This is a genomic window from Kurthia gibsonii (genome assembly GCF_006539985.1).
GTDB lineage: Bacteria > Bacillota > Bacilli > Bacillales_A > Planococcaceae > Kurthia > Kurthia gibsonii.
This window is the reverse complement of the sequence record NZ_BJOB01000001.1, coordinates 81,744-99,075: the sequence shown is the minus strand read 5'-3', so window position 1 is coordinate 99,075 and position 17,332 is coordinate 81,744. Positions and strand designations below refer to the sequence as shown.

Sequence of the window (17,332 nt, the reverse complement as noted above, 5' to 3'; positions counted from 1 at the left end):
TAGTTTTAAAACGTTTTCAACTTAATTGTGAAACTTTTAACATTCTTTCTCTTTTACCATAGACTACGTAATAGAGAAGAATGAGTGTGAAAATGAAAATACCAAGCGAGGTATATAGGACACTATATCCGAATACAGGAATCACATACCCCAAGAGATATGGTCCTACACCTAAACCGGCGTCTAACGCAATAAAGTAAGTAGATGTAGCCAGTCCCATACGGTGTGGAGGCGTTAACTTAATAGCTAATGCTTGGGCACCAGATGATAAATTACCATACCCGATACCAATTAAAATACCAGCTAAGAGGAGTATAAAAGCTGAATGTGCAAAACTCATTAAAATTAATCCAGTACCAAAGAAAATAAAACAAGGATACATGACGGAGTTTCCACCGAAACGATCTAGCATTTTCCCTGTTACAGGTCGTGTTAATAAAACAGCAATTGCATAAACGATAAAGAAGTAACTAGAAGCTACTTCTAAATTACGTTCTTTTGCAAACAAGCTAATAAAAGATAAAATTGCTGCATAACCAAAGCACATTAAAAAAGTCACAATGGCAATTGGCATTGCTTTTAGTTCAATATATTGTGAAATAAAACTTCCTTTTGATTTTTCAGTTGGTTGTACTACCGTAGTTGATTCAGCACCAGGTACTTTTGTGAATACAGCAAGTAAGAAACTAATAATACCGATTATCATACACATCATAAAAATAACAGAATATGTTGTATGTTGAACCATAGATAGTCCAATAAAAGGACCAATTGCTGTACCTAGTGTTGCACTCATTGCAAAATAACCAATTCCTTCACCTTTACGCGATGGAGGCAAAATTTGCGCAACAATGGTTCCAGTTGCTGTAGAGGCAACCCCTACCCCAATTCCATGTACAAGACGGCATACTAATAAAAGAATAATTCCTGCATGAATGAAATATAATCCCGTAGTTGCAATGAAAAAGAGCAAACCAAATAATAATACTCTTTTGCGTCCAATTTGTTCAATGACACGACCTGTAAATAATCGTCCTAATAATGTACCAATAATATAAATACCTGTTACTAAACCAACTTGACTTGTTGTTGCTCCGTACTCACTAATCGCAAATTTGCCGATTGTTACCATTAATAAATAAAAAATAACAATTAATAAAAAATTAATCGCTGACATCACAATAAATTGTGGTGTCCATAAAGCTGCTTTTGTCTTACTCATATTATTCCTTCTTTTTATTAAATTTTTTCTCTTAACGCTACTAGCAATTCAATCATCTGCAGCTGTTCTTCCTCTGAAACCCCCTCCAATAAACGATGTTCAAATGCATCAATTGGGATACGAACTTGATGATATAGTGTTCTTCCTTGTTCTGTTAGGGTTATACGTTTCTCTCGTTTATCATGTGTCGCGATAGGTTTAATTAAACCAGCTTCCTCTAATTTTGTAACAGTTCTTGTCACAGTCGGTTTTTCAACTCCTTGTAACTGTGCTAATTCAACTAAAGTTATTGAATCATTTTTCTCTAAGTAATAAAGAATTGACCACTGCGCTCGATGCAATTGATGGTCTGCTAAAATAGCATTCAAATGTGTTTCAAAAGGTCTATAAAATAAAATGATTTGATGGAACAGTGATGATATATGTGCCAAATCAGTTCCTCCCTTCGCAATTAGTTACTTTGGGTAACTTTTAGTTTCACTAAATAATTGTATCACAATTTCCCAGGAAATAAAGAGTAAATAAAAATAGATTGCCTTATAAAGGCAATCTATTTTTGAATAATGAATTGTATAACATGCGCTAATCCTGTATGCAACGTGCCTTCATTACGTACTACTTCACCAACATAAAAATGTTTAATCTTATAGTCACTACACCACTCTAAAACATCTTGTGGATTATATAATAAATCGATATCTTTTGGTCCACCTGTTTGATAATGTAATTGTTCTTCGCTATACAGCTCCATCATAATCATGCCACTTGGCGTGACTGATTTTATTACTTTATCAAAAATGAGCTTTTGATATTTTTTGGGGAAATGCCCAAAAATCATAACAGCTCCATTAAACTCTTCAATTGGTGTTTCATTATGAATAAGGTCTGTTAATCTTGTTGCGACATGCACATGATTTTCAGAAGCTAATTTCTTCGTTTTACTTAAACCACTTTGTGCAAAATCAAAAGCAGTTAGCATAAATCCTCTCATTGATAAGAAAACAGCATTTCGTCCTTCTCCCTCTGCAAAAGCACCGATTTTCTTACTTCCCTTAAATACTTTGTAATATTGTTTTACAAACTCATTTGGCTCGATACCGTACACATAACCCTCTGTATCAAAACGATCTTGCCACATATTCATTGCTAACCCTCCACTGTGATTAAAAGACTTAAATTTATATCTATAATAGATGATCAAATCATTCAACTATAAATACTTTATTTTTATTAAAATATCGTTACATATAACGATTGTGTAATCTATCTTAACTATATAATAGGAAAAGGTGAAGAACAATGTCACGATTAAATGATAAAGTTGCAATCATTACAGATAGTGGTTCTGGAATCGATAAGGAAATTGCACATAGTTATGCTAATGAAGGTGCAAAGGTTGTTATTGCTGACTTCAATGACGAATCCTTACGCGAAACAGTTGCAGAATTTCAAAAAGAAGGATTAGATGCTTTCGGTGTTCAAGTGAATGTCGCTTCTGAAGATGATATTCAGCGCATGGTAGATGATACATGGAATCGCATAATTGATATTAACTTAACTGGTGTCATGCGTGCCATGCGAAAAGTAATTCCTCACTTCGTTGAGCAAGGAGGCGGTACGATGGTTAATATGGCCTCTATCTCTAGTTTAACAGGTGGTCGTGACGACTTAGCCTATACCAGCTGTGACACATGCAGTTGTTAGTATGACAAAGAACGTCGCTTCACAATACGGACCTCATCACATCCATTGTAACGCGATTGCACCTGCCCAAGTCGCAACAAAATTCGCTGCAAATATGAGTAAGATGGACCAATTCGGTTTAGAAGTCGCAGCGCGTGGTGTCAGCATGATGCCTCGCATTAGAACAGTCGAAGAAGTTGCGAATATCGCAATCTTCCTTGCTTCAGATGAATCATCTCTTATTAATGATGTAGCCATTGCTGCCGATTCAGGTTGGAGCGCTTACTAAACCAGACTATTTAAGTCATATACCCTGAAATAAATATTACAATTCATAAATTAGAAAAGGAGAGCACTCGATATGAGTACTCTCCTTTTTCACTATATAAATACTGTATTATGCTTTTGATTGGTTTTCAAAGTAGTTATCGTACTTCTCTTGATCGAAACGACCTTCCCAACGAGCCATTACTAATGACGCTAATGAGTTACCTACTACGTTTACAGCTGTACGAGCCATATCTAGGATACGGTCAATACCAAGGATGAATGCTAAGCCTTCAACTGGAATACCTACAGCGCCAAGTGTTGATAATAATACAACGAATGATACGCCAGGTACACCTGCAATACCTTTAGAAGTAACCATTAATGTTAATACTAATGTAATTTGTTGTGTGATTGATAAATCAATGCCATACATTTGTGCAATGAAAATCGCTGCGATTGACTGGTACAATGTTGAACCATCTAAGTTAAATGAATAACCTGTTGGAATAACGAATGATACAACATCTTTTGGAGCACCAAGGTTCTCCATCTTTTTCATAACACGTGGTAAAACGGTTTCAGAACTTGATGTTGAATAAGCTAGAATCAATTCTTCTTTTAATACTTTGATTAACTTGAAGATGCTGATTTTCGCCATTTTTGCCACAATTCCTAATACAACAAAAATGAAGAATGCCATTGCTACATATACAAGAATTGCTAATTTTGATAATGGAATTAATGATTTTACTCCGAACGTTGAAACTGTTACAGCGATTAATGCAAATACGCCAATCGGAGCGAATTTCATGATTGTGTTTGTTACCCAGAACATCGCATCTGCTACACCAGAGAAGAATGCTAGAACTGGTTTACCACGTTCACCAATTGCTGCGACACCTAAACCAAATAATACTGAGAAGAAGATGATTGCAAGCATATTACCGCTAGCCATTGCTGCTACAATATTTGTTGGCACGACGCTAATAATCGTATCCGCAAAACCACCATGCTTCACTTCTTCTGTAGTTGTTTGATATTGAGAAATATCACCTTTAGATAAATGTTCCATATCAACGCCAGCGCCTGGGTTGAAAATGTTTGCTGCTAGTAAACCAATTAAAATAGCTACTGTTGTGATAATTTCAAAGTAAACGATTGTTTTTAAACCTAGTTTACCAAGCTTCTTCATATCTCCAGTACCAGCTACACCTAAAATTAAAGTTGAAATGATAATAGGTACTACGATCATTTTGATCATGTTCATAAAGATTGTACCTAATGGTTGAAGATATTTAGTTACGTTGTCGTTTCCGTAGAATACAGCACCGACAATAACACCTAAAATAAGACCGATTAAAATCTGCCATGCTAGACCTAATTTAAACTTCTTCATCAATGAGTCACCTCTCAGATTATATTAGTTTTTTTCATGAATTTTTAAAAACTATAATCTTATTCTATGGTTGACCTTAATTTTCCGACATTATCCGACATTTTAATTAGATAAAATTTTCAAAAAAAGTTCAAAAACATATATTTTCCTTATCATTGAAGTAACTATTATGCTGTTTTGATATGAAAACGATTTCTGAATTATATTTTACTAGAATTATTGTTAAATTTTTCATTTGATTCGATATAGAGTACTTGTAAGAACTTTTTCACATTAATTTTCACTTTTTTAGGTGTTGTTTCATCTTGAATTGCCTTCATCACCGTTCGAATCTCTGAGAATTCGAAATAACGCGGCGCATAATATTCAAATTCTGGATTTGTATAATCTACTACACCCAGTGTCGCAATATTATTCATCGCTGCACCAACAGTTCGACGAATACGCTGCTCAATTGCTTTACTTTCTTTTAAAATCTCCAGTGGATCGATTTTTGTTTTACGCGCTACTGCTTCATATAACTCTTTAAGAGGTGGTAGTTGCATCGAATGTTCTTCCTGTTCAGCTAAATACGTCAGCATATTCACAATATCATCTGTTCCTACCTCACCAACAATCCCCATATCGTTCAAAATAGAAAGTGCGATATCTTTTAAATTACGATAATTTTCTGTATTCGTACTTTCTTCAAAGTTCATGATTGATTTACGAATCGTCATAAGCGATTGTTTCAAAATTAAATTCTCACTCGTTCTCTTTAAAATACTATGCACTTCAATACGATTAATGGGCTTATGAATAAAAAATTCGACACCTTTTTCATATGCCTCTCCCACCATCTCTTTATTTACAACTTGAGATAACATAATGAACGTTCCTTTGAATCCGTGCTTTTGCAATTCATCAATTGTTTCGATTCCATCTAAATGTGGCATTAGTAAGTCTATTAATACAACATCTGGATCACTTGCGATAATTTTTTGAATAGCCGCCTCACCGCTATCTGCCTCACCGACGATTACACCCATTTCTTCTTCTAAAATAATCGTTTTTAACATACGGCGACTTGCCGCATCATCATCTACTATAAAATAACGCATTATTATTCGCCCCTCTGCTCAATTTTGCTCCTTGGTATTTTAATTGTAAATGTTGTACCTTTTCCTATAACCGATTGCACACGAAGCTCTCCTTCTAATAAACGAATCGCCTCTTGAACATGCGATAAACCGATTCCTGTTGCCGCGACACCTTTGTCATTAAATTTAGTTGTAAAACCAGGCTCATAAATTAATTGCAAATCTTCTTCTGAAATACCTTTACCTGAATCTCTTACTTGTATATAAATTGAATCGTTTAATTCATTAATAATGAATGAGATGCTTCCTTTTTTCTTAATTGCTTCGATTGCATTCGCAAGTACATTATTAATAATCGCTAAAAAAAGCATTTGCTCTTTTACAATAAAATTCACATTCACAGTTGTATAAATTGTAATTTCTTTCTCTAAATGTTGAGCATATTTACGATTTCCTTCTATAGCTACTTCTATTACTTCGGATAAATCATAATGTGTATAATCACGTGATCGTGTAATTGCAGATAAGCCCGAATAAATACGCTGTGAATCTTTTTTAACTTCATGAATTTCTTGAGAAATGTGCAAAGCTTTTTGGCTAAACTCTCTTTGTTCGCTTTTTTTTAATACACGATATAAATCATAACTATCTGCCATGATTTGCTCAATATGGTTCATGGATTTTTGTAAATAAAGTGTTTCAATATATAAACCTGATCCTACCGCGAACTCATCTTCCAATCTTTTTTTCTGTTCAGATAACAAGACAGAGCTATATAACCCCACAACAAAGAAACTACGAAATACAGCAACTGCTGCAAGTAGTAACCAGTCCTGTAGGCTACTTGTTAAGCCATTAGTTGTTAAAATACGTAATAGATGCTCCAGACTATTACTTAGTATTTCTAAAAATGTCGCTAAAAACCCTAATTTTAAAGGTTGTCCAATAAAATTTTTAAGCTTTAAAAAATGAAAACCTATTACATATATGAAATAATAAGCACCTGCTGGATAATGTTCAATGAATCGATCATAAATTGTCATGTTCGGCACTTGTTCTAATGGAAAACATATACGGAATCCAACAACAATACACGCTGTAACTATACCCGTTAGTATGTAACGCTTTGGCATACGAATAAGTAACATTAAAAAAAATACAATACTCCCCATGCCAAAACGGAAATTTTCGCCACTAAATGGAGAGAGTTTAATTTCACTACTGATTGCTGTAAATACAGCTATTAATATAATCCAGACCCACTCAAAACGAAATATCTGATTAACTCTTTTATTCATTAGTCTCTCCTTTATCCCCATTGTTTCTTCAGTTTACCACTGCCTCTTTATAATTCTCTACTATTTCATAAAACAAAACCGGCTGGACAAAACATTTCACTTTTATTTTTTAGCGTTCGCAACGAAAAACTGGAACCATGCTACAGCATGATTCCAGTTTTTCACCTTAACCCAGCTACCAGACTTACTATATTGCTTATAAATACTTGGCGATAATTTCGATTTATATTTTCTTTTCCTTTACTTTTATACATGGTCGTTGCTTGATTCACATAAATAAGCAGTTGTTCTTTTTTTGCTTGTGGATTACCTTCCATAGAGAAAGAAGGAATCATAAGAAAACATAATAGTAATAAACTAATATACAATCGAACATATTTTTTATTTACTAAAATCGCACTCACCACTTTCTAAGTTGTTTTAGGATGTGTTAATATTTTTGACTAATTTGCCATTTCCTAAACAACAATTTATGTCTTTTATGAAAGTATTTTGTATAAAAAGTGATGATATCCTTGATAGAGCAAGGTTTTACAATTTTAAAATAAAAAAGAATCATGCTGATTTAGCACAATTCTTTCTTAATTATAATAAAATACTACCCTCAGTTTTTAAACGTACGTTGTAAAAAGGCTTTTGTTCGTTCATGTTTTGGATGATTAAATACTTCATCTGGCGTTCCGTCTTCAACAATCACACCTTGATCCATGAAAACAATACGATCCGATACTTCACGCGCAAATTCCATTTCATGCGTTACGATAATCATTGTTGAACCTGCTTCTGCTAATTTTTTCATGACTTTTAATACTTCACCGACCATCTCTGGATCAAGTGCTGAAGTTGGTTCATCAAATAATAATGCAGTCGGCTTCATAGATAATGCTCTCGCAATCGCCACGCGCTGTTTTTGACCACCCGATAATTGAGCTGGTCTTGCGTTAATATATCTGCCCATCCCCACGATATCTAGATATTCTTTCGCAATTTCTTCTGCCTGTTGTTTTGAACGCTTTAATACTTTAATCTGTCCCAATGTGCAGTTCTGTAAAACATTGCAGTTATTAAATAAATTAAACTGTTGGAACACCATGCCTAACTTTGTTCGGTACTCATTCACATCTTCCATATGTGTTAATACATTTTGACCTTCATAATTCACTTCACCACCATCTGGTGTTTCAAGTAAATTTAAACAACGTAATAAAGTAGATTTACCTGAACCTGAAGAACCAATTACGGTCACAACTTCTCCTTTTTCAACTGAAAAGTTAATGTCCTTCAAGACTTCATGTGACCCGAAGGATTTACTTAAATTTTTAATATTAATGACTGTGCTCAATGTAAATTCCCTCCCTACTTCATTGGTCCTTCAGCTCTTCTAGGCTGCGGAATATCTAACATTTGATAGTTGGCTGTGCCACCTAATTTACGTTCAAAGAATCGTAGAATCTGTGTCACAACAATCGTTAAGACTAGATAGATTAAACATGCTACGAAGAATGATTCAAAGTATCTAAAGTTCGCACCTGCAATTGACTTTGTGACGAAGTATAACTCGGTTACACCGATTACATTTAATACAGATGTATCTTTAATATTCATAACGAATTGGTTACCTGTAGCTGGTAAAATATTGCGTAAAACTTGTGGTAATACGACATGCATCATCGTTTTCCAGTGATTCATACCAATTGCTTGTGCCGCTTCGAATTGTCCTTTATCTACGCTGACAATACCACCACGGACAATTTCTGCCATGTAAGCCCCTGTATTCAGGGATACAACTAATACTGCCGCAACTGTACGATTCATATCACCTGTGACACCAAAATCAGTTCCGATTGATTCTTTGATTGATTGCATAATCAATGGGAATCCGTAGAATACGACCATCGCTTGTACCATCATTGGTGTGCCACGGAAGAACTCTACATAGACACGTAAGATGACACGAATGACTTTTAATACAATCATTTTAAATGCTGATTTTGTTTTCGGAATCGTATCAATTACCCCAATTAATAAACCGATAATCGCCCCCAGAATGGTACTGACGGTGGCAATAAACATCGTCATTCCTGCGCCACGTAAAAACATTTGCCAATTATCTTTAGCAATTTCAAATAGCCATTCTAGACTCATTTCGCTCTCCCCTTATAAAATACAAGCTACCGACTAAACAAGACAGTCGGTAGCCACGTACGTTCTATTTTGCTGCTGGTTGGTTTTTAATCTCTGTTTCCATAATCTTTTGACGCTCGTCTTCTGAAATACTTGCTAATGCTTTATTCACTTGCTCTGTTAATTCGCTACCTTTTTTCACACCAACTGCGACTGAGAATTCCGCTTTATCAGCTTTGAAACCTGAACCGTCTTTGAACTCAATCATTTTAAATTTATCATTTGCTGCTGAAGCTGATAAACCTTCTGGACGTTCTGATACGTATGCATCAATTTTTCCTGATTCGAGTGCTACACGCATTGCTGAGAAATTATCTGAAGCAGGTTGTTTTTGTACACCATTAATTTGGTCAATTACTGTATAGTGTGACGTATTTAACTGACCTGTTACTTTTGCACCTTTGAAATCTTGAATTGATGTAGCATTGTCGTATTTACCGCCTTTTTTCACGACCATTACAAGATTTGAAGTGTAGTAAATATCTGAGAAATCAATTGTTTTTTTACGTTCCTCTGTTGGTGACATCCCTGCAATTACTGCATCAATTTTCCCTGAAATAAGTGCCGGAATTAAACCATCCCACTCTGTTTTTACAATCACTAATTCACGATCTAAGCTATCTGCGATTTTTTTAGCAATTTGTACATCATAACCGCCCGCATATTCTGCATTACCTTCGATTTTTACAGCGCCGTTCGCGTCATCTTTTTGTGTCCAGTTGAATGGTGCATATCCCGCCTCCATACCTACTGTAAATTTTTCTTTTTCTTTATCGCCTGAAGATTCCGATTTTTTCGAATCTTCCGAGCTACATCCTGCTAGTGCAACTACAAGCATAAGTAATAGTGCTGTAAATATTCCCCATGATTTTTTCATTTGTACCTCTCCTTTAAATATGTTCCCATTGTGAAAACGAAAAGGACTATAACAAAAGGTGGATGAGATACTTCTCCAGACCTTTTGGTATAGTCCTTCTAAAAATCCTCATCATTGCCCAATTGAGATAGCTCAACTTACTTTATTCGGGTAAAAAAAGTAAGACAGTCCTGCAACTATTAATTGCAGACCCAGCATATGATGTTGAGAACCCACCATACACTTCGGCGACATCTCCTTCTAAGTAGCATCTTTGTATTCTCGTACTCCGCTACTTACTAATAAATATCGCGCCTCTACCTCACAATTGTGTCAATGTGAGGTCATATTCGTTTGTTATAATTAACAATAGTCTACTTTATAGACTATTTTATGTCAATATACTGAAAAAAAGAAAAATATAAATTTTTTATTTAAAAATAAAAATTCATGTATTTATTCTTCGTATTCAATATCATCTAATTGATCATAATAAAAAATATTTCCATTCTCTGCATCAATTCTTTCAATGCGTTGTCCCACTTCTTTTTCTTTTACAACATAGCATAATTCATATTTTGTAAATTCTTCATCTTCGTATGGAACACGTGCTAATTCCATTTTAATGGAGTCTTTATAGATTTCATTTGCTTCTTCTAATGTAATTGTAGGTTCCATTGACATACTCTCAATATGCTCTTCTTTTAACATTGGAATCACTGCATCTGTTACACGACCTGAATAAATACCCATATCAATATTTGCTGTATATTCACTTAGTGGAATGCCATTAATATAACGGTGGAATGTAAAAGTCACAAATGGTTCGAAAGCATAAGAATCATCTTCGTCATCTTCCTCTTCATCCTCACCATCTTCTGCTGATAGAGCTTTTAACATCTCAATTTCCTCTTCTGTTAAATCATCATCTTCATCATCTTCTAAATCCTCTTCAACAAATGCATCTTCTAATAAATAATGTTCAGACACATTGCCTACTTTGGATTCTAAAAAGGCAATTGCACGTTTACGAAGTTCATCTAGTGTATATTCTTCCCCTTCTTTGAATGGCAGAGTAGAATCAATAATCAATTGATGTTCATCAGACATATCGAATTTAACATAATGTTGATCAGATTGTTCATATGTAACTGTATTTTCTTCTTCAATTTTATTCATATCCGGTGTAATACCTAACAAAATTGCTTCATCATACATTTCCATAACAGGTGGAACTTTTTCTAATTCAACAGGACCATTTTCTAAAAATTGATTTAATGAAATAATATCTCCGTTTGCGCCAACTACTTCATTTAAATTTTTAGGATAGTACATTAATCGAATTTCATCTTCTTGTTGGAAAGCAGCTAATTCAACTAACATTCTATTTTTATAAATCATCAATGCCACATCTGCATCGACTGTAAGTTTCGGATGTGTTAATTGATAATAAGATTGATTGAATGTTGCGGATAATACAAAACCTTGTTTATTCATCTCAATTGTTGCACCTGAATTAGGTAGTGGGATTTGATACTGCACATCCATTGCCTCAAACGTTAGTAAAAACGTCTGATCGCCCCATTCAGAAAAAGAAGTTAACTGTAAATTCTTTTGACCATATTCATCTACAAAATCTTGAGCAATCTCTTTTAAATCTTCAGCTGATAGTTCTTCATATTCATCTAAAGATACATCATTATTTTCTAAAATGGCTTCTAAATCAATAATTAATGATGTAATTTTCCCTTCATCTGACACTTCAACTTGTCCATAAGAGATTTCGCGATGTGCATCTACAATCTCTCCGAATTCTTCCATTTCTTCTTCTGTCATAATTTTAATCGGTGGTGCACCAATTAAAAGTTCACGTAATTCTATTTCTAATTGTCGCATGACTAACTTCCTTTCTCACTTGCTCTTTCCGTATTTCAATCTATGAATAAAGCAATCAATAACTGTATATATTTTACTACTCTTTAAATTCTAATTTTATCATATTGTTATCACTTCGTCTTGATAGTTTCATACTTCCTCTTATTTTATTCGTTTTTATAACTTAAAATGAGAGCATTTACAAGTCTTAAATTGTTCAATTTGTGTGAAAATCAAAAAATTTTCTAAATATTTATACACAAAACCTTTGACATGACTTTGAAAATGAGGTAAATTACCAAAGGACGAACATTTATAGTCCAAACAAAAATAATATTCGCTTTTAGGAGTGTATTTAACACAATGGATAACGTATTTGATTATGAAGACATTCAATTAGTACCAGCAAAGTGTATCGTAAATAGCCGCTCGGAGTGTGATACAACTATCGAGCTCGGTGGACATAAATTTAAATTACCGGTTGTCCCTGCAAATATGCAAACAATCATTGATGAAACAATTGCTACAAAATTAGCAGAAGATGGTTACTTCTACATTATGCACCGCTTCAACCCTGAAAAACGTATTGGCTTTATTAAAGACATGCAATCAAAGGGTTTAATCGCATCAATTAGCGTAGGTGTAAAACCAGAAGAATATACATTCGTAGAAGAATTAGCTGCTTTAGGTTTAACACCTGAATTCATTACAATTGATATTGCACATGGTCATTCAAATGCAGTCATCAACATGATTCAACATATTAAAGGTCTATTACCAAACGCATTCGTAATTGCAGGTAATGTTGGTACACCTGAAGCAGTTCGTGAACTTGAAAATGCTGGCGCTGACGCTACAAAAGTAGGAATCGGACCAGGTAAAGTATGCATTACAAAAATCAAAACAGGCTTTGGTACTGGTGGCTGGCAATTAGCTGCTTTACGTTGGTGCTCAAAAGCTGCAACGAAACCAATTATCGCAGATGGTGGTATTCGTACACATGGCGATATCGCAAAATCAATTCGTTTTGGTGCTTCAATGGTTATGATTGGTTCATTATTCGCAGGTCATGAAGAGTCACCTGGTAAAACAGTTGAAGTCGATGGTAAAAAAGTAAAAGAGTACTTCGGCTCAGCTTCTGAATTCCAAAAAGGTGAAAAGAAAAATGTTGAAGGTAAGAAAATGTATGTGGAGCACAAAGGTGCTTTAAAAGATACATTAATTGAGATGCAACAAGATCTTCAATCATCAATTTCTTACGCTGGCGGCACAAAACTAGATGCTATCCGTACAGTTGATTATGTAATCGTTAAAAACTCAATTTTCAACGGTGACAAAGTTTACTAATCGTATCAACCAATATATAAATCAGCTTACATTATTTTGTAAGCTGATTTTTTATATCAAAATTATATTTAATGACTTCATTCTATTAATTTTCTTTTAGTATATTTATCACACTCTTAATCATTAATTAACCTATACAAAATATTAGTTTTTTCACTAAAACACACTATAAAATGTTAATTTTCTTTTATTACAACTTGAATTCATCATTTTTGTTTATAATACATATTTTGTTCCGATACTAATGTATATGTATTTTATGAAAGAAGGTTATTAGAAAATGTTAAAAAATATGCGCTTGCGCACCAAACTAATTATTTCATTTTTGGCAATCTTAATCATTCCTAGCATGATTATCAGTACTGTAGCATTTCAAAATATCAAATCTCTTGTAATTGAACAGCAAGGTGGATATGCGCATTCTAGTTCAGATATACTGAACGCAAATATCACAAATACATTACAAAGTAAAATAGATGATATTGATTATTTAGCAGATCGCATCTCAAAACTGCCTTTAAAAATGGATAAGAAATCTGAAGTACGAACAGTTTTAAGTGAGTATGCAGAAGGACATAATGATGTACAGATTGCGTATGTTGGGTCTGCAAAGGGCGATATGATTCAAATGCCTTACTACATTTATCCAAAAGATTATAATCCAATAGAACGTCCGTGGTATAAAGGGGCTTTAAATGAACAAGATTATTCAATTTCAGACCCTTACATCTCTGCTTTAGATAATAAATTGGTTATTACCATTTCAAAAAAGTTACCGAATGATATGGGTGTTGTCGGTATCGATATGTCGATTAATTCATTCCAAAAATTAGCGAATGAAGTGAAAATCGGCAAGAAGGGTTTTATCTCTATTATTGACCAACATGGAAACTATATTACCCATCCGACAAAGGAGCTTGGAAAACCTGTAGATGATGAGATAAAATCCATCATATCTAGCAATAAAAAAACTGACACAAAAGATATAAATAATAAAACTTTATCGTTAAAAACAAATGATTTATCTGATTGGAAAATTGTAAGTACAACTTATATTTCAGAAGCTACTACACAAGCAAGTAAAACATGGCTGAATATCATGTACATTCTTGTTGGTTCTTTAATTTTAGGTGCTATTTTAATTTTCTTCATTATTCGTTCAATCATTTCGCCAATTAAAAAATTACGTGATAGTGCTTTAACAATCAGTGAAGGTGATTTAACAACTGAAATTACGGTTTCTGGTAAAGATGAAGTAGGTCAATTAGCTGAAGCATTCGAAAAGATGAAAATTCATTTAACAGCTTTAATATCTAATTTAAAAGATAATGCTAATACCATTCGCGAGTCTTCTGACTTACTTTCTGCAAGTACAAGCGAAAATATGGCAAGCTCACAGCAAATTACTTCTGCATTGCAACAAGTAACGATTAATAATGAACATCAAACAAACCAAATGGCACAATCTAACCAAGCTCTTGGTGAAGTTTCTGATGGTATCCAAGATATGGCTTCAGACACTAGTCAAGTAACTGAATTATCACAAACAGCAAACCAACAAGCTCTTGAAGGCGGACAATCAATCCAAGAAACTGTTGAAAAGATGGAAAGTATTCAATTGGCTGTAAATGAAACAGATTTAAAAGTCCGTTCACTTTATGATCGTACAAAAGAAATCAATTCAATTTTAGAAATGATACGCTCAATTGCTGACCAAACAAATTTACTTGCATTAAATGCTTCAATTGAAGCAGCACGTGCTGGGGAACATGGGAAAGGTTTTGCTGTTGTAGCTGAAGAAGTTCGTAAACTTGCTGAAAGCTCACAACAATCTGCAGGACAAATTGAAACATTGATTCAAACAGTTCAAGATGATACGGGCGAAACAGTGAAAATTATGGAATCTGCTCTTCATCATGTGCAAGATGGAACAAAAGTGGTTGAAAATACAGCTGAGAAATTTGATGTAATCGTTAAAAATATGCAAAGTATTACACCACGTATGGAAAATGTTTCTGCTGTTTCACAAGAAATTGCAGCAACTATTTCAACGATGACAAGTAGTTCACAAGTATTAATTGATGCAGCAACTGAAAATGCAGCTGCATTAGAAGAAGTATCTGCTTCTACTGAAGAATCTTTGTCTTCAATGGCAAGTATGGAACGTACTGCACAAGAATTACAACACTTAGCTGAAGAATTACAACAAAGTATTCAAAAATTTAAATTACCAAATTAAACAGACTAGGACATAAGTGCAAAAAACACTATCACACATGAGCATAAAAAAACTGGAATCGCGCTGTAGCGCGGTTCCAGTTTTTCGTTGCGAACGCTAAAAAAGGGAAGTGAAATGTTTTATCCTAGCCTGTCTCTTATGAGATTTTTCTTTGAATTGAAGAAGTTAAAACTTTTGATAAGTAATTCCCTTCGAACGGTTGAATGACTAGACCTTGCTGAATAAGATGTAACCAAATCGCTTGATCAAGTGCATACGGAGATTCTTGCTGTAAAATGTCAATTTCACTTTTAGTAAAGGCAACTTGATAAGACTGTCCACGATATTGTATTTTAACCGTGTATAAACGCCATGCTTCTGCTTCTAATACAACTTCTGAATCCCATTGTTGTAATTGCAAATATGCATCATGTACAACTTTTTTGAAAAACTTTCGTGCCGTATAAGATGTTGCCATCGTTGTTCTAAAAAAGTGATTTGTATTCATTTTAATCAGCCTCCGTTTAATAACCTAGTTATCTTATAAGAATAATAACAAAATTATTTTGAAATGTAAATAAAGAAAACAGACACCTATCGTCTAAGTGTCTGCTTCTCTTACTTTTTATCGATGACTACATGTGAGATGGTATTCTTAAGTAAATTAACATCAAAAGCTTTTCCAAAACCAACTACATATCGCCCTTCCAATGGTGTTAACTCAAAAAGTGAAAAATCTAAGCCACGTAAAAGGTCAATCATTGGCTTCTTAAACTTTTCTTCAAACTGTTGAAAAACTACTTCATGTGTATGCTCTTCCACTAATCGAGGTCTACATACAAAACGTAATCGTTCTCGTGCGAATAAATTAGGTGAATGCACTTCATCTGCTATTAACATAGCTTGAATACACTCACTTTGTTGAATAGAAGCGTGGTGATCTGATATACGACTAATATAGATGTATAACTTCCCCTCATTCAAAATATAAGGCGCATAACTAATTAAAGGTGTCCCTTCTGCTGTTATACTGCTAATCATGATTGTTTTCTGTGTTTGTAAAAATGTTTGATATGCTTGCTGCTGTTCAGCTAAATCTATTTCTTTTTTCATATGTTTAATCTCCTTCTGCAATTCCAATCCACTGAATTCTTGGTCGACCATGTTTAAAGTGTGCATTAATATCGCAATCCACATGATAAACTTGGCGAATTAATTCACGTGTCATCACTTCTTCTGATGTTCCATACTTCACGATTTTTCCTTTTTGAATCATACATACACGATCACTATATAGGCTCGCTTGATTTAAATCGTGTAAAACCATCACGATGGTCATGCCAAAATCACGATTCACACGATGGATAAGTTCGAGTAATTGTAATTGATGTGCGATATCTAAATAAGTAGTGGGTTCGTCTAGAAGTAGAATTTTAGGTCGCTGTGCGAGCGACATCGCAATCCATGCTCGCTGTGCTTCTCCACCTGAAAGAGAGGATACAAAGCGATGTCTAAAATCTTCTAATCCTGTTTGTTCAATTGCCCAATCAATAATTTCCTCGTCTTCTATATTCAATGTCTGAAACCACTTTTTATGTGGTGTACGACCATATTCGACTAGCTGTTGTACAGTTAAATCATGTGGTGCTTCATTCGACTGAAAAAGAACACTCATTCTTTTAGAGCGCTCTTTTGACCTAACATGATATAGGTCTTCCCCTTGTAAAAATACAACCTGTTCATCAATAGGAATCATTTGTGAAATTGCTTTTAGAATGGTTGATTTTCCAGAACCATTCGGACCAATGATTGAAACAATCTCCCCTTCTTTTATTTCAAACTGAATATCATGAAGTATGGCGTTTTGATTGATTGATAAATGTAAATGTTCAACTTTTAGCATC

The 17,332-nt window shown here is 34.1% G+C and carries 17 protein-coding genes and 1 riboswitch; of the genes, 4 read left to right on the top strand and 13 right to left on the bottom strand.

Annotated elements, in window-relative coordinates; translation table 11 throughout:
* Window positions 1–16: 16 nt before the first annotated feature.
* The 3 genes from KGI01_RS00480 to KGI01_RS00470 form a co-directional block, all read right to left on the bottom strand.
* Window positions 17–1,222: an MFS transporter gene (locus KGI01_RS00480; protein ID WP_141272379.1), complete on the bottom strand. Its 1,206-nt coding sequence runs from the start codon at window positions 1,220–1,222 to the stop codon at window positions 17–19.
* A gap of 17 nt (window positions 1,223–1,239) precedes the next feature.
* Window positions 1,240–1,653, bottom strand: coding sequence for a MarR family winged helix-turn-helix transcriptional regulator (locus KGI01_RS00475; RefSeq protein WP_255314688.1), 414 nt, complete (start codon window positions 1,651–1,653; stop codon window positions 1,240–1,242).
* Window positions 1,654–1,772: 119 nt separating this feature from the next.
* Complete coding sequence (locus tag KGI01_RS00470) at window positions 1,773–2,366, bottom strand: class I SAM-dependent methyltransferase (RefSeq protein ID WP_141272377.1); 594 nt, start codon at window positions 2,364–2,366, stop codon at window positions 1,773–1,775.
* Between the two features lie 155 nt (window positions 2,367–2,521).
* Between KGI01_RS00470 and KGI01_RS14005 the strand changes: the two genes are divergently transcribed.
* Window positions 2,522–2,926, top strand: a complete 405-nt coding sequence (locus tag KGI01_RS14005; RefSeq protein WP_255314687.1) for an SDR family NAD(P)-dependent oxidoreductase — start codon at window positions 2,522–2,524, stop codon at window positions 2,924–2,926.
* Between the two features lies 1 nt (window position 2,927).
* The gene (locus KGI01_RS14000) at window positions 2,928–3,194 is read left to right on the top strand and encodes an SDR family oxidoreductase (protein WP_255314686.1); all 267 of its coding nucleotides are present in this window, start codon (window positions 2,928–2,930) and stop codon (window positions 3,192–3,194) included.
* Window positions 3,195–3,302: 108 nt separating this feature from the next.
* On the opposite strand, the gene gltP is transcribed toward KGI01_RS14000, so the two are convergent.
* The 7 genes from gltP to KGI01_RS00430 all read right to left on the bottom strand — a co-directional run bounded on the left by gltP (window position 3,303) and on the right by KGI01_RS00430 (window position 11,884).
* Window positions 3,303–4,571 carry a glutamate/aspartate:proton symporter GltP gene (gene gltP / locus KGI01_RS00460; RefSeq protein ID WP_141272375.1) on the bottom strand — a complete coding sequence of 423 codons (1,269 nt, stop codon included), beginning with the start codon at window positions 4,569–4,571 and terminating at the stop codon, window positions 3,303–3,305.
* Window positions 4,572–4,771: 200 nt separating this feature from the next.
* Window positions 4,772–5,671, bottom strand: a complete 900-nt coding sequence (locus tag KGI01_RS00455; RefSeq protein WP_141272373.1) for a response regulator — start codon at window positions 5,669–5,671, stop codon at window positions 4,772–4,774.
* Between the two features lie 2 nt (window positions 5,672–5,673).
* A complete protein-coding gene (locus KGI01_RS00450; protein ID WP_141272371.1) occupies window positions 5,674–6,948 on the bottom strand; it encodes a sensor histidine kinase in 1,275 nt (424 codons plus the stop codon).
* A gap of 604 nt (window positions 6,949–7,552) precedes the next feature.
* Entirely contained in the window at window positions 7,553–8,290 is a 738-nt protein-coding gene (locus KGI01_RS00445) for an amino acid ABC transporter ATP-binding protein (RefSeq protein ID WP_141272369.1), read from the bottom strand.
* A gap of 14 nt (window positions 8,291–8,304) precedes the next feature.
* On the bottom strand, window positions 8,305–9,093 hold the full coding sequence (locus KGI01_RS00440; RefSeq protein ID WP_141272367.1) for an amino acid ABC transporter permease: 789 nt from the start codon (window positions 9,091–9,093) through the stop codon (window positions 8,305–8,307).
* A 64-nt stretch (window positions 9,094–9,157) separates the two neighbouring features.
* Entirely contained in the window at window positions 9,158–10,009 is an 852-nt protein-coding gene (locus KGI01_RS00435; protein ID WP_141272365.1) for a transporter substrate-binding domain-containing protein, read from the bottom strand.
* 120 nt (window positions 10,010–10,129) lie between these two features.
* Window positions 10,130–10,316, bottom strand: a riboswitch (Lysine riboswitch).
* A 128-nt stretch (window positions 10,317–10,444) separates the two neighbouring features.
* A complete protein-coding gene (locus KGI01_RS00430; protein WP_141272363.1) occupies window positions 10,445–11,884 on the bottom strand; it encodes a hypothetical protein in 1,440 nt (479 codons plus the stop codon).
* Between the two features lie 342 nt (window positions 11,885–12,226).
* On the opposite strand from KGI01_RS00430, the gene guaC reads away from it, so the two are divergent.
* Complete coding sequence (gene guaC / locus KGI01_RS00425; protein ID WP_141272361.1) at window positions 12,227–13,210, top strand: GMP reductase; 984 nt, start codon at window positions 12,227–12,229, stop codon at window positions 13,208–13,210.
* A gap of 280 nt (window positions 13,211–13,490) precedes the next feature.
* The gene (locus KGI01_RS00420) at window positions 13,491–15,449 is read left to right on the top strand and encodes a methyl-accepting chemotaxis protein (RefSeq protein WP_141272359.1); all 1,959 of its coding nucleotides are present in this window, start codon (window positions 13,491–13,493) and stop codon (window positions 15,447–15,449) included.
* 136 nt (window positions 15,450–15,585) lie between these two features.
* On the opposite strand, the gene KGI01_RS00415 is transcribed toward KGI01_RS00420, so the two are convergent.
* From KGI01_RS00415 to KGI01_RS00405, 3 genes are all read right to left on the bottom strand, one after another.
* Complete coding sequence (locus tag KGI01_RS00415) at window positions 15,586–15,936, bottom strand: hypothetical protein (RefSeq protein WP_068457098.1); 351 nt, start codon at window positions 15,934–15,936, stop codon at window positions 15,586–15,588.
* 110 nt (window positions 15,937–16,046) lie between these two features.
* Window positions 16,047–16,541, bottom strand: a complete 495-nt coding sequence (locus tag KGI01_RS00410; protein ID WP_121176089.1) for a HugZ family pyridoxamine 5'-phosphate oxidase — start codon at window positions 16,539–16,541, stop codon at window positions 16,047–16,049.
* A gap of 4 nt (window positions 16,542–16,545) precedes the next feature.
* On the bottom strand, window positions 16,546–17,331 hold the full coding sequence (locus KGI01_RS00405) for an ABC transporter ATP-binding protein (protein WP_087682001.1): 786 nt from the start codon (window positions 17,329–17,331) through the stop codon (window positions 16,546–16,548).
* Window position 17,332: the final 1 nt, after the last annotated feature.

What these genes read in the sequence shown, in the direction of transcription:
- KGI01_RS00440 (WP_141272367.1), bottom strand. Translation starts at nt 9,093, where the DNA reads ATGAGTCTAGAATGGCTATTTGAAATTGCTAAAGATAATTGGCAAATG.
- KGI01_RS00420 (WP_141272359.1), top strand. Translation starts at nt 13,491, where the DNA reads ATGTTAAAAAATATGCGCTTGCGCACCAAACTAATTATTTCATTTTTG.
- KGI01_RS00455 (WP_141272373.1), bottom strand. Translation starts at nt 5,671, where the DNA reads ATGCGTTATTTTATAGTAGATGATGATGCGGCAAGTCGCCGTATGTTA.
- KGI01_RS00405 (WP_087682001.1), bottom strand. Translation starts at nt 17,331, where the DNA reads ATGCTAAAAGTTGAACATTTACATTTATCAATCAATCAAAACGCCATA.
- KGI01_RS00410 (WP_121176089.1), bottom strand. Translation starts at nt 16,541, where the DNA reads ATGAAAAAAGAAATAGATTTAGCTGAACAGCAGCAAGCATATCAAACA.
- guaC (WP_141272361.1), top strand. Translation starts at nt 12,227, where the DNA reads ATGGATAACGTATTTGATTATGAAGACATTCAATTAGTACCAGCAAAG.
- KGI01_RS00480 (WP_141272379.1), bottom strand. Translation starts at nt 1,222, where the DNA reads ATGAGTAAGACAAAAGCAGCTTTATGGACACCACAATTTATTGTGATG.
- KGI01_RS00470 (WP_141272377.1), bottom strand. Translation starts at nt 2,366, where the DNA reads ATGAATATGTGGCAAGATCGTTTTGATACAGAGGGTTATGTGTACGGT.
- KGI01_RS00430 (WP_141272363.1), bottom strand. Translation starts at nt 11,884, where the DNA reads ATGCGACAATTAGAAATAGAATTACGTGAACTTTTAATTGGTGCACCA.
- KGI01_RS14005 (WP_255314687.1), top strand. Translation starts at nt 2,522, where the DNA reads ATGTCACGATTAAATGATAAAGTTGCAATCATTACAGATAGTGGTTCT.
- gltP (WP_141272375.1), bottom strand. Translation starts at nt 4,571, where the DNA reads ATGAAGAAGTTTAAATTAGGTCTAGCATGGCAGATTTTAATCGGTCTT.
- KGI01_RS00450 (WP_141272371.1), bottom strand. Translation starts at nt 6,948, where the DNA reads ATGAATAAAAGAGTTAATCAGATATTTCGTTTTGAGTGGGTCTGGATT.
- KGI01_RS00415 (WP_068457098.1), bottom strand. Translation starts at nt 15,936, where the DNA reads ATGAATACAAATCACTTTTTTAGAACAACGATGGCAACATCTTATACG.
- KGI01_RS14000 (WP_255314686.1), top strand. Translation starts at nt 2,928, where the DNA reads ATGACAAAGAACGTCGCTTCACAATACGGACCTCATCACATCCATTGT.
- KGI01_RS00435 (WP_141272365.1), bottom strand. Translation starts at nt 10,009, where the DNA reads ATGAAAAAATCATGGGGAATATTTACAGCACTATTACTTATGCTTGTA.